The following is a 12,080-nucleotide window of genomic DNA, read 5'->3' as shown; positions in this document are numbered from 1 at the left end:
CGGCCCGGCCGCCCCGAAGCCCGGCGGAACCGCGGCGGGTCGTCGTCACCCGGAAGCCGGTCCCTCTCCGGGGCTGAAGTGCGCCACCCCGCTCCGCCGCGCGGGCGGAAGCGCCGCGCGACCCCAGCCGCACCTGTGCGAGCGCGGCAGGCCGCGGAGAGCCCCGCAGACCACAGAAAGCCCCGCAAGCCGCGAAGAGCCGCGCAGAACCCCGCAAGCCGCGGAAAGCCCCGCGTCGAGTAAGCCCGCGCCCTCAGGACGGCCGGGGGGCGGTGTCGCCCAGCAGGGCCACGGCCGCCAACCAGGCCGCGCCGGCCGCCCCCTCGGTCGCGATGCGCACCGGGGCGCGGGTGCGGGCGGCGAGCTCGGCGCGCAGCCGGGCGCCGAGGGGGTGGGCGTGGACCAGGCTGCCCATCAGGACGACCGGCGTGTCGTCGCCGTCCTCGCGGTCGGCCAGCGCCAGGTCGGTCAGGTGCGCGACCGCGGCCCCGATGATCGGGTGCGCGGTCGGGGCGGCGGCGTGGGCGGTCACCAGCGGGGCGTAGCGGGCCAGGTCGACGGGGCGCGCCCGGTTGGCCTCGGTGATCAGGTGGCGCCACGCCGCGCGGGGCGGGTCCGGGTCGACGCCGGCCTGCGCCAGCACGGCCGCGGTCAGGGCGTCCTGCGGGGTGCGGCCCTCCAGGGCGCGCAGGGTCGCCCGCACGGCCTCCCGGCCCAGCCAGAACGCCGAGCCCTCGTCGCCGAGCAGCCAGCCGTAGCCGCCCGCCGTCGACACCAGCCGGTGGTCGGCGATGCGGGCCGAGGTGGACCCCGTCCCCGCGATCACGACCGTCCCGTCCGGGGACGCCGAACCGGTGGCGAAGGCCGCCTCCGCGTCGGTGATCACGCGCAGCGGGCAGCGCAGCCCCGCGTCGGCCCAGGCCGCCTCGAACAGGCCCGCCACGCGCGGGTCGGTGAGCTTGCTGGAGCCGGCCATGCCCAGGACGCCCGACTCGACCTTGCCCGCGTCGAGCCCGTCCAGCGCGACCACCAGCGCCTGGCAGATGTGCGCCGCCGCTTCCTCCGGCGGGTGGGAGTTGGGGTTCGCGCCGCCCGCCACCCCCGCTCCCAGCCGGGTGCCGTCCAGGTCCAGCACCAGAGCCCGGGTCGAGGTGCCGCCCGCGTCCAGTCCCACCACGAAGCCCATTCGACGCAGTATGCCCACAAAGCCGGAGGCCCGGCACACCCGTACGGGTGTGCCCGACCTCGCGGTCGGTGATCAGCCGCCGGGCACGACCACCTCGGCCCGCGCCCCGGACCGGTTGTGGTGGTGCAGCAGCAGGAGGCGGTCGGACCCGTCGGCGGCCAGGGAGGCCCGGTCGCGGTGCACCTCCAGGCGGGTGCCGGGCCCGGCCACGTGGGTCACCGCGACCGCGCCGCCCACGCGCACCGAGTAGCCCGGCCTGAGCGGGTCGAACGACATCGGCGTCCCGATCCGGTCCACGACGCCGTCCTCGTCGCCCGGCGCGGGATAGGTGCCGATCGTGCGCACCGAGTACGCCAGGCGGGCCGACGACGCCGCCGGGTCGATCCCGAGCGCCTTCAGCCGCACCGGCAGGACGACCACGTCGCTGTCCATGACGTTGGTGTCCACGTCGCCGTGCGCGCCGTTGACCGGCTGCTCGTCCACCACCTCGCCGTCGGACAGCCGCACGGTCCGCGCGAGCCAGACGTCGGCCACCACCGCGCCGGTCGCGTCCTGCGGTTTGGCGACCAGGACGCGGTAGTCGTCCTCGCCGTCGCCGGTGGTGTCCAGGCGGACCTCCGGGGTGTTGCCGGCGCCGAGGGTCACCCAGTCGTGCCAGGTGACCACGCCGAACGCGAGCAGCGCGCCGTCCGACCGGTCGACCGGCGCGGTGGAGGCCACGCCCACGTAGCGCAGGTCGCCGCCCTTGGCCGAGTCGTTCACCGCGCAGCCGGTCCGCACCCCGTCCCCGCAGTCGGGCAGCGGGTCGGACGTGCCCTGGAGCTGGAACGCGCCGACGCGCGACCGGTAGGTCTCGTCGCCGTCGCCCTGGTCCAGGAAGCGCCCGCGCAGGCGCAGCTCCGCCACCGGGCCGCCGCCGGGCGGGACCGGTTCGGCCCGGACGTCGGCCACCGGCTCCGGCGCCGCGTACACCGGCACCCGCAGCGTCGTCCCGCCCGACTCCAGCAGCACGCGGCCGGAGGTCTCGGCGAGGAACTGCCGGGCCGCGCCCGCCTGCCGCTTCACCACCGTCGGGTCGGCGACCTTGCGCAGCTCCGACGGCGACGCGCGCAGCACCACGTCCACCTCCCCGGTCCCGCCGGGCTCGATCACCAGCGTCGAGGGCCACACGTCGACCCGCGTGCCGGGCACCGCGGTCGCGGCCCGGTAGGACAGGTCGACGCGCCGCACGGCCGCGCTCTTGTTGACCACCCGGACCGTCCGCACCTCCCGCACCGGGCCGGGGACCGCGACCGGCCCGAAGGACACGCCGACCGACCCGGGGTGCTCCACCACCATGGCCAGCAGGTCCGCGCCGACGGCGGAGGCGGCGTCGACCCGGCCCGCGCCGACCCTCATGGGCGCCACGGGCAGGCCGGTCGCGTGGTCGTCGCCGGAGCGCACCTCGCCGCCCGCGGTGTTCACCACCGCCGCCTTGACCTCCTCGACCGTCCAGTCCGGGTGCGCCTCGCGGACCAGCGCGCCGATGCCGGCCACGTGCGGCGCGGCCATCGACGTGCCGCCCTTGCCGACGCCGCGGTCGCCGGTGCCCACGTCGGCCGACGTGATCGTGTCGCCGGGGGCCGCCACGTCCGGTTTCGCCGCGACCGGGCCGCGCGCGCCCCGCGACGAGGACGGCGTGACGGTGTCGGCCAGCCCCGGTGTCGTGGTGGGCAGCGCGTCGCGCAGCGCGCCGGTCATCCGCACCCGCAGGGAGCCCGCGGCCAGCGCCGGGCGGACCTCGCGGGTCGCCGTGCCGGTGAACTGGAAGACCGGGATGCCCGCGTTGCCCGCGATGCCGGCCGTGAAGTGGTCCCTGGTGGACGACAGCAGCGCGGCGACCGCGCCGGCGGCCTGCGCGTGGTCGGCCCGGGCGCCCGAGCCGCACCGGCGGGTCGCGTCGACGTCGTCCCACTCCAACCAGACGACCCGGCCCGCGAGGTCCTGGGCGATCGGGTCGCAGCCGTCCGCGTTCGCCGGGTCGGCGACGGCCGCCACCGGGGCGGTGAGGTCCAGCGACCCGTACCCGGTGTAGTCCCGGCTGTACTGGCCGGGCCGGTCGCCCACGCCGGGCACGGTGACGCCGTCGCGCAGCGCGAACGCGTCGCGCGTGTTGGCCACCGCCAGCGCTTCCGGCGTGTTCGCGGGCGAGCCGCCCACGTCGTAGAAGTCGCCGCCGTTGCCCGCCGACGCCACGACCAGCACGCCGTGCTCCACGGCCTTGCGCACGAACAGGGCGTCCGGGTCGTCCTGGGCCGCGAAGTCGGAGCCGAGGGACAGGTTGACCACGTCGAGGTGGTCGGCGAAGTCGCCGTCGCCGTTCGGGTCGAGCGCCCAGTCCAGCGCCTGCGCGGTGAGGCTGGTCGACCCCTCGCAGCCGAACACCTTCAACGCGTACAGCGACGCCTTCGGCGCGGCGCCGGGACCGATCCGCAGCTCGTCCAGCCGCGCGTCGGTCAGCTCCCGGTAGTCCCCGGTGAACGGGGCGCCGTCGCGGTCGACGCCGTACCCGGCGGCGGTGCCGGCGACGTGCGTGCCGTGGCCCTGGCAGTCCAGCGGGTTCGGGTCGGGCGCGGGCGTGGACCGGTCCGGGTCGTCGGCGTCGTAGTCGTCGCCCGCGAAGTCGTGGCCGCCGACGACCTTCGCGGTCGGCGTCCAGGGCGCGGTGCGGTCGACCGCGTCGTACGCGGCGGACGTGCCGGGGCCGCCGAAGTCGGCGTGCGTGTAGTCGATCCCCGTGTCGATGATGCCGACGCGCATCCCGTCGCCGTAGCGGCCGGCCCGCTGCCACACCCGCGCGGCCCCGGTCAGCCGCACCGCGCCGGCGTTCTGCACGACCTTCGGCACGGCCGGCCGCACGGCGCGCACCTCGGGCAGCGCGGCCAGCGCGCGCACGTCGGCCGCGTCGGCGGTGACCAGCACGCCGGGCACGGCGTTGGTCGTCCGGGCCACCTCCCGGCTGTCCGGGTCCCTGCCGCGCAGCGCGCCCAGGACGCGGGCGGCCGTGCCGTCGGTGCGCTGCCGGGCGGCCCGCGCCGCCCGCGCGGCCTGGTCGTCGCCCGCGCCGCGCGCCTTCTCGCCGTCGAACGCCTCGGCGGCGGGGGTCCCGGCCAGCTCCACGAACGCGGTGACCGCGCCGGTCGCCCCCGCGAGGGGCGGGCGCGCGGTCCACGCGGTCCCCGGCGCCGGCGGCTCGGCGAACCGCTCGTCGGCCACGGCCGTGGCGAGCGAGGCGATCAGTGCGGCGGCGGCGGTGGTGGCCGCCCACACCGCGCGGTGGCGTGTCATCGGAACCTCTCGTCGGCCGGGGTCGGTGCGCGCGCTGCGTCCGTTCGGCGCAACGCCGGGACTGCCACTTTAAGCACTTGGTTGATCACAGCACGTGGCGACGCGCTGAGTCATCGGATGAATCACCGGGCCCGCTCCCGGAGCCCGGCGCGGTGCGCGATAGTCACCCACGACGTCCAGCCGCGATCGAGGAGGACCACCGTGCAGTTCCTGCGCCTCGGGGCACCGGGTGCCGAACGCCCCGCCGTCCGCGCCGACGACGGGACCACGTACGACCTGGGCCCGGTGACCGCCGACATCGACGGCGCGTTCCTCGCCGCCGACGGCGTCGCCCGGACCCGCGCCGCGCTCGCCGCGGGCGACCTCGCCCCGGTCGACACCGCGGGCCTGCGCACCGGGCCGCCGCTGGCCGGCATCGGCAAGATCGTCTGCATCGGCCTCAACTACCGCGACCACGCCGAGGAGACCGGCCACCCGGTCCCCGCCGAGCCGGTGGTGTTCCTCAAGGCCCCGGACACCGTCGTCGGGCCGGACGACGAGGTGCTGGTGCCGCGCGGGTCGACCAGGACCGACTGGGAGGTGGAACTGGGCGTGGTCATCGGGCGCACCGCCCGCTACCTGGAGACCGAGGCCGACGCGCTGGCCTGCGTCGCCGGGTACGTGCTGTCCCACGACGTGAGCGAGCGCGAGTTCCAGTTCGACCGCGGCGGGCAGTGGGACAAGGGCAAGAACTGCGAGACGTTCAACCCGCTGGGGCCGTTCTTCGTGCCGGCCGCCGACGTGCCGGACCCGCAGGCGCTGGAGCTGCGGCTGTCGGTCAACGGGGTGGAGCGCCAGCGCTCCTCCACCGCGAACATGATCTTCCCGGTGGCCGGGCTGGTCCGCTACCTGAGCCGGTTCCTCGTCCTGCGGCCCGGCGACCTCGTCAACACCGGCACGCCCGCCGGCGTCGCCCAGGGCAGGCCCGACCCGAAGCCGTTCCTGCGGGCGGGCGACGTGGTGGAGCTGGAGATCGACGGGCTGGGCCGCCAGCGGCAGCGGATCGGGCAAGCCTGACCGGTCGGCCGCCGGGCCGGGGCGCCGCGCCTCAGGCCGGGTCGGACAGCCACCGCTCGACGCCGGCCACGTGCACCGTCGACCACGAGCGGGCCAGCTCCGGTTCGCGCGCGGCCAGGGCGTCCACGATCGCGCGGTGCTCGGCGACCGCCCGGTCCACCGCCCCGCCCCCGGTGATGCCGCGCCAGATGCGGCCCCGCGCCGTCGGGCCGGCCAGGGTGTCGAGCAGCCGGGCCAGGTAGGCGTTGCCCGAGCACCGCGCGATCGCGCGGTGGAACGCCAGGTCGTGCTCCACCAGGTCGTCCACCGACTTCGCGCGCTCGCCCGCGTCGCACAGCGCCCGCAGCGCGGCCACCTCGTCCGGCTCGACGCGCTGGGCGGCCATCGCCGCGGCGGCCGGCTCCAGGATGCGCCGCACCTGCAGCACCTCCAGCACCGACTCCTCGCCGCGGTGCAGGTCGAGCACGAACGACAGCGCGCCCAGCAGGTCGTCGGCGCGCAGGCTGGACACGTAGGTGCCGTCGCCCTGCCGCACGTCCAGCACCCTGACCAGGGACAACGCCTTGACCGCCTCGCGCAGGGAGTTGCGCGACAACCCGAGGCGGTCGGCGAGGTCGGCTTCGCGCGGCAGCCGGTCGCCCGGCTTCAGCTCACCGGACGTGATCATTTCCTTCACGCGCAGGATCGCGTCGTCGGTGACCGCCACGCCCAACCTCCACAGACCTCGGATGTCTGGTGGCAAGTATGGGCCACCAACGCGGTCCGGGTGGTGCTCACGCCCGTTCCGGAGGACATTTGCTGTTTGCAAATAGATTCGGTGATCTCCCGACCAAACGTGACGACACCCACTGTTTACCGCCATAATGGTCTGGACCATTTGAGGAGGGACCTTGGACACGGTTGTCGCGGCTCCACGAGCGCTGCTCGGCCGCACCATCACCGGTCCGGCGAGCGTGCGCGTGCGGGCCGGCCGGATCGTCGAGGTCGTCACGGGCGCACCGCCCGAGGACGCCGAGGTGCTGACCGACGGGCTGCTCACCCCGGGCCTGGTGGACGTGCAGGTCAACGGGGCGGTCGGGGTCGACTTCGCCGAGGTGGACGACGAGGGGATGCGCTTCGTCGCCAGGTCCCTCCCGAAGACCGGGGTGACCCGCTTCCTGCCGACCCTGATCACCGCGCCGGTGCCGGTCGCGCTGCGCCAGGCCCGCGCCGTGCTGGCCGCGTCGGCCGCGCTGCCCGACAACCCCGGCGCCCGGCCGCTCGGGGTGCACCTGGAGGGGCCGTTCCTGTCGCCGCAGCGCCCGGGCGTGCACGACCCCGCGCTGATGGTGGAACCGGGACCGGCCGAGATCGACCTGCTGCTGGCCGACGACCTGCGGCCCGCGCTGCGCCTGGTGACGCTGGCCCCCGAGCGGCCCGGCGGCCTGGCGGCCGTGCGGCGGCTGTCCGCGGCGGGCGTGCTGGTCGCCGTCGGCCACAGCGACGCGACCGGCGAGCAGACCAGGGCCGCCGCCGAGGCGGGCGCGCGGATGGTGACGCACCTGTTCAACGCCCAGCGCCCGCTCGGCCACCGCGAACCCGGCGTGCCCGGCGTGGCCCTGGTGGACGACCGGTTCACCCTCGGCCTGATCGCCGACCTGGCCCACGTGGGCCCGGACGTGTGCCGGCTGGTGTTCAACGCCGCCGGCCACCGGGTGGCGCTGGTCACCGACGCGGTGGCCGCCGCCGGGATGCCGCCGGGCCGCTACCAGCTCGGCGGCGCGGACGTGGTGCTCGCCGAGGACGGCGTGCCGCGCTCCCCGGAGGGCACCATCGCCGGCAGCGCGCTCACCCTGGACCGGGCCGTGCGCAACATCGTGTCGGTCGGCGTGGACGTCGCGGACGCCCTGGCGGCGGCCACGATCACCCCGGCCGACGCCATCGGGGAGCCCACCCTGGGCCGGCTCGCGCCCGGCGCGGTGGCCGACCTGGTCTGGTGGGACGACGACCTGCGCCCGCGCAAGGTGTGGGTGGACGGCGAGGTCGTCTTCGACGCGCAGGTCGAGCTGAGCCCCGAGCTGGCGACCGCGCTCTAGCCCGACGCCCGGACGGCCCGACGCCCGAGGGGGGCGCCGGGCCGTCCGGCGCGGGCCGGGCCGCTCGCCGCGGGCGGGCGCCCGGGAACGAACGACGGAGCCGGGAACGACGGAGCCGGGGAAGGCGTGCGCCCTCCCCGGCTCCGTGCGGTCCGCTACCGCGTGCGGGTGACCTTGTTCAGCCCGCGCGGGCTGTCCGGGTCGCCGCCGCGGGCCAGCGCCAGCCCGTGGGCCAGCCGCTGGACGGGCAGGATCTCCAGGATCGGCGCGACCTCCTCGGCCGTCTCGGCGATCGGGATGCGCAGCGCCGCCGGCGCCCGGTCCGCCGCCGAGCCCACGGCCAGCACGTCCGCGCCGCGCCCCTGCACCACGTCCAGCACGTCGCGCATCGCCTCGCCGCCCCTGCCCGCGCTGGTCACGGCGAGCACGGCCGTCTCGCCGTCGACCGCCGCGACCGGGCCGTGCAGCAGGTCCGCGCCGGAGTACGCGCGGGCCGCCAGGTAGCTGGTCTCGGCCAGCTTCAGGGCCGACTCCAGCGCCGAGGGCAGCGAGTAGCCGCGCGCGGTGGTGAGCACCCGGTCCACGAACCGGTACCGCTGGACGGCCTCCGCCACGGCGTCGGCCGATCCGTCCAGGGTGGACCGGGCCAGGTCGCCCAGCCCCTCGACGGCCGCGCCGTCGCCGCCCCGGATGGCGTCGACGAGCAGGTAGAGCGCGAGCAGCGTGGCGGAGTAGGTCTTGGTCGCCGCGACGGCCTGCTCGACGCCCGCGCCGACGTCGACCGACAGCTCGGCCGCGCCGTCGAGCGGCGAGCCGGAGGTGTTGGTGACGGCCACGGTGAGCGCGCCGCGCGCCCGGGCCGCCTCGGTGACCTCCAGCAGGTCGGGCGACCCGCCGCTCTGGCTGACCGACACGACGAGCACGTCCCGGAGGTCGGGCCGCGCGCCGTAGAGCGTCGTGGTGGACGGGGACACCAGACCGGCGGGCAGCTGGAGCAGCACCTCGGTCAGGTACTTCGCGTAGATCGCCGCGTGGTCGGACGACCCGCGCGCGGCCAGCAGGACGAAGCGGGGCTGCCGGGCGCGGATCGCGTCGGCGACCTCGGCGAACGCGGCGCGCCGGGACACCAGGTCCGCGAAGATCGCGGGTTGCTGGTCGATCTCGGCCGCCATGTGCCTGCCGGGCTGGTGGTCGGTCATCAAGGTGCCCTTCTCAGGTGCTGGCGGCGATGCGCTCTGCCGCGGCTCGCAGGCACACCCGTGAACCGCCATGGGTGTTCACGCGGGCAGCGGTGCCCAGGTCCGGACCCGGCACGCCGGTCTCGACGTGCACAAGGTCTAGACCAATACTACCCAGCGCGCGGATCAGCTCGCGAGCCCACGCGTGGCGATGTGCCTCTCTCGTGACGACCACGACGGTCCGCCCGCCGGCCGCCGCCTCGACCTCGTCGGCCGAGCGGGCCTCCAGCACCGTCGTGCCGGGCAGCAGCTCCGCCAGGTACGGCCCGAGGCCCCACGGGACCTCGCCGACGGCGATGGACGGCTCGACCGCCAGGTCCAGCACCACCGGCGGGCCGGATAGCGCCAGCGTCCCGCGGACCTCCAGCGCCCGCCGGGCGGCCCGCAGCCCGATCTCCGGGTCGTGCCCGTCGACCGAGGTGGGCGGCGTGCCCAGGGCGGCGGTGCGCCGGGCGGCCTCCTCCAGCCGCTCGCGGGACAGCTCGCCCCGCTCCACGGCCGCCACGATCCGGTCGACCAGGTCCCGCAGCGTCTTCTCGTCCAGCGGCTCGCCGCCCAGGCACAGGGCGTCGACGCCGGCCGCGAGGGACTGCACGGAGCCCTGCGCGAGGTCGCCGCCCACGGCCTTCATGTCCAGGGCGTCGGTGATGATCGCGCCGGTGAAGCCCAGCTCGTCCCGCAGGACCTCGACGGCCCTGGGGTTCAGCGTCGCGGGCAGCGGGCCCCACGCCGGGACGACCAGGTGCCCGGTCATGACCGACCGCACCCCGGCCCGCACCGCCGAGCGGAACGGCACCAGCTCGACGTCGCGCAGCTCCTGCTCCGTCCGGGGCAGGACCGGCAGCGCCACGTGGGAGTCCACCGTGGACGCGCCGTGGCCGGGGAAGTGCTTGGCGCACGCCGCGACGCCCACGGCCTGCATCCCCTCCACGTACGCCGCCACGTGCCGACCCGCGGCCACCGGGTCGGACCCGAAGGCCCGCACGCCGATCACCGGGTCGTCCAGCGTCAGCGCCAGGTCCGCGGAGGGGGCGAGGTCGAGGTTCACGCCGCAGGCCGCGAGGCGCGCGGCCATCGACGCGGCCACGGCCCGGGTCAGGTCCACGTCGTCGGCGGCGCCCAGGGCGTGGTTGCCCGGCACCTCCGACCCGCGCCCGTAGTCGAGGCGGGTGACGTCGCCGCCCTCCTCGTCGATGCCGATCACGACGTCCGGCCGCGCCGCGCGCAGCGCGGCCGACAGCTCGGTGACCTGGGCGTCGTCCACGACGTTGCGGCCGAAGTACACGACACCGCCGAGCCCCTCGGACAACAGCCGGAGCAACCAGTCCGGAGCCGTGGTCCCGTGGAAGCCGGGCAGCAGCACGGCGGCGGCGAGCCGGTGCAAGGACATCTGGGCCTACCCCTTCACGGCGCCGGCGGTGACGCCGGTGACCATCTTGCGCTGCACGACCAGGAAGAACACCAGCACCGGCAGGGTGAACAGCACCGACGCGGCCATCGCGCCACCCCAGTCGACGCCGAAGTTGGACTGGAAGCCGGCCAGCCAGACCGGCAGCGTCTCCTTGCCCTGGTCCTTGATCAGCGACAGCGCGAACAGGAACTCGTTCCAGGCGGTGACGAACGCGAACACCGACGTGGCCACCAGGCCGGGGCCCAGCAGCGGCAGCGTGACGCGGCGGAACGCGCCCCACCGGCCGCAGCCGTCCACCATCGCGGCCTCCTCCAGCTCCAGCGGGATGCCGTTGACGAACCCGCGCAGCGTCCACGCGCAGAACGGCAGCGTGACCGCGAAGTAGATCAGCGCCAGCGACGGCAGCCGGTCCAGCAGGTCCAGGTCGCGCATCATCAGGAACATCGGGATCAGCAGCGCCTCGAACGGCGCCATCTGCGCCACCAGCATCAGCAGCACGAAGCCCTTGCGCCCCCGGAACCTCATGCGCGCCATGGCGAGCGCCGCCAGCAGGCCGACGACGATGGCCCCGAACACGGCGGACAGCGTGACCAGCAGGCTGTTGCCCAGCGAGTCGAGGAAGCCGGGCTTGGTCCACGCGGTCGCGAAGTTCGTCGCGGTCACCGAGAGCGGGATGAGGTCGTAGGAGGTGGACCGCAGGTCCAGGGTCGGCTTGAACGCCGAGGTCACCATCCAGTAGGTCGGGAAGGCGAAGAACAGCGCGATGGCGATCGCGACGACGTTCCCCGCCACCTTCTTGCCGGTCACAGCGTGCCCTCCTGTCGGAGCAGCCGGCGCAGGTACTGGAAGGTCAGCAGGCCCAGCAGCACCATCATCACGACGGACACGGCGGCGGCCACGCCGAAGTGGCTCTTGGAGATGCCTTCCAGGTACTGGTAGACGGGCAGCGTCGTGCTGGCCCCGTCCGGGCCGCCCTTCTTGAACGCCCAGATCTGGGCGAAGACCTTGAAGTCCCACAGCAGGGACAGGAACGTCACCATCAGCAGCAGCGGGCGCAGTTCCGGCCACGTGACGTTGCGGAACGTCTGCCACGACGTCGCGCCGTCCAGCGACGCCGCCTCGTACTGGTCGCGCGGGATGCCGATGGCGCCCGCGTACAGCGAGAACGCCAGGAACGGGATGGCCTGCCACACGATCAGCAGCCCGATCACGGACAGCGTGGACGTGCCGGTGGTGAACCAGGAGAACCCGGCGAACGACTCGAAGCCCAGCTTGACCAGGGTCTTGTTGAGGATGCCGTACTGCTGGTCGAAGATCCACTGGTAGACCGTGGTCGCCGCGAGCAGCGGCATGGCCCACGCCAGCAGCATGGCGACCTGGAGCAGGATCCGCACCACCGGGGAGACCTGCCGCATCAGCAGCGCGATCAGCAGCCCCGCCAGCACCGAGACACCCACGACGGCCACGGTGAACGCGATGGTGCGCGCGGTGATGGTCCAGAAGTCCGGGTTGCCGAGGATCTCCGCGTAGTTGTCCAGGCCGACCCAGACGACCTCGCCGCGGGTCAGCTCTCTGAGGTTCAGCCTGCGGAAGCTGGTCACCAGCAGGGACAGCACCGGCCACCCGATCAGCCACAGGATGCCGATCAGCGCGGGGGCCAGCAGCAGGTAGGGCAGCAAGCGGTCGAAGGAGCTGCCCCGGCGGCGCGGTGCGCCGCCCCGTGCGGCACGCCGCGGTGCCGACGAGTTCGTCGGCACCGCGGCGTCGGTGGTGTGAACCGCCGTCAT

9 protein-coding genes are annotated in these 12,080 nt (G+C 75.4%); 2 read left to right on the top strand and 7 right to left on the bottom strand.

Features of this window, described 5'->3' with window-relative positions; genetic code table 11:
* Window positions 1-253: 253 nt before the first annotated feature.
* Window positions 254-1,186: an N-acetylglucosamine kinase gene (locus JOE68_RS13070; RefSeq protein ID WP_204842628.1), complete on the bottom strand. Its 933-nt coding sequence runs from the start codon at window positions 1,184-1,186 to the stop codon at window positions 254-256.
* Between the two features lie 72 nt (window positions 1,187-1,258).
* Window positions 1,259-4,513 (bottom strand): S8 family peptidase, encoded by a 3,255-nt coding sequence (locus tag JOE68_RS13065; RefSeq protein WP_204842627.1) that lies wholly within the window; start codon window positions 4,511-4,513, stop codon window positions 1,259-1,261.
* A gap of 201 nt (window positions 4,514-4,714) precedes the next feature.
* Between JOE68_RS13065 and JOE68_RS13060 the strand changes: the two genes are divergently transcribed.
* Complete coding sequence (locus JOE68_RS13060; RefSeq protein WP_204842626.1) at window positions 4,715-5,569, top strand: fumarylacetoacetate hydrolase family protein; 855 nt, start codon at window positions 4,715-4,717, stop codon at window positions 5,567-5,569.
* 31 nt (window positions 5,570-5,600) lie between these two features.
* On the opposite strand, the gene JOE68_RS13055 is transcribed toward JOE68_RS13060, so the two are convergent.
* A complete protein-coding gene (locus JOE68_RS13055) occupies window positions 5,601-6,275 on the bottom strand; it encodes a FadR/GntR family transcriptional regulator (RefSeq protein WP_204842625.1) in 675 nt (224 codons plus the stop codon).
* A 184-nt stretch (window positions 6,276-6,459) separates the two neighbouring features.
* Between JOE68_RS13055 and nagA the strand changes: the two genes are divergently transcribed.
* Complete coding sequence (gene nagA / locus JOE68_RS13050) at window positions 6,460-7,644, top strand: N-acetylglucosamine-6-phosphate deacetylase (protein WP_204842624.1); 1,185 nt, start codon at window positions 6,460-6,462, stop codon at window positions 7,642-7,644.
* Window positions 7,645-7,799: 155 nt separating this feature from the next.
* On the opposite strand, the gene JOE68_RS13045 is transcribed toward nagA, so the two are convergent.
* The 4 genes from JOE68_RS13045 to JOE68_RS13030 are packed head-to-tail and all read right to left on the bottom strand — an operon-like array spanning window position 7,800 to window position 12,080.
* On the bottom strand, window positions 7,800-8,843 hold the full coding sequence (locus JOE68_RS13045) for an SIS domain-containing protein (protein ID WP_204842623.1): 1,044 nt from the start codon (window positions 8,841-8,843) through the stop codon (window positions 7,800-7,802).
* Window positions 8,844-8,856: 13 nt separating this feature from the next.
* Window positions 8,857-10,272, bottom strand: a complete 1,416-nt coding sequence (locus tag JOE68_RS13040; protein ID WP_204842622.1) for a glycoside hydrolase family 3 protein — start codon at window positions 10,270-10,272, stop codon at window positions 8,857-8,859.
* Between the two features lie 6 nt (window positions 10,273-10,278).
* Complete coding sequence (locus JOE68_RS13035; protein ID WP_204842621.1) at window positions 10,279-11,100, bottom strand: carbohydrate ABC transporter permease; 822 nt, start codon at window positions 11,098-11,100, stop codon at window positions 10,279-10,281.
* Complete coding sequence (locus tag JOE68_RS13030) at window positions 11,097-12,080, bottom strand: carbohydrate ABC transporter permease (RefSeq protein ID WP_204842620.1); 984 nt, start codon at window positions 12,078-12,080, stop codon at window positions 11,097-11,099. The genes JOE68_RS13035 and JOE68_RS13030 overlap by 4 nt, the downstream gene beginning before the upstream one ends.

Source organism: Saccharothrix algeriensis (assembly GCF_016907655.1).
In the GTDB taxonomy this organism is placed as follows: domain Bacteria; phylum Actinomycetota; class Actinomycetes; order Mycobacteriales; family Pseudonocardiaceae; genus Actinosynnema; species Actinosynnema algeriense.
This window is presented reverse-complemented; position numbering and strand designations above follow the sequence as displayed.

Excerpts from the sequence above, each read along its gene's own strand:
- JOE68_RS13030 (WP_204842620.1), bottom strand. The coding sequence starts at position 12,080 with ATGACGGCGGTTCACACCACCGACGCCGCGGTGCCGACGAACTCGTCG.
- JOE68_RS13040 (WP_204842622.1), bottom strand. The coding sequence starts at position 10,272 with ATGTCCTTGCACCGGCTCGCCGCCGCCGTGCTGCTGCCCGGCTTCCAC.
- JOE68_RS13070 (WP_204842628.1), bottom strand. The coding sequence starts at position 1,186 with ATGGGCTTCGTGGTGGGACTGGACGCGGGCGGCACCTCGACCCGGGCT.
- JOE68_RS13045 (WP_204842623.1), bottom strand. The coding sequence starts at position 8,843 with ATGACCGACCACCAGCCCGGCAGGCACATGGCGGCCGAGATCGACCAG.
- JOE68_RS13065 (WP_204842627.1), bottom strand. The coding sequence starts at position 4,513 with ATGACACGCCACCGCGCGGTGTGGGCGGCCACCACCGCCGCCGCCGCA.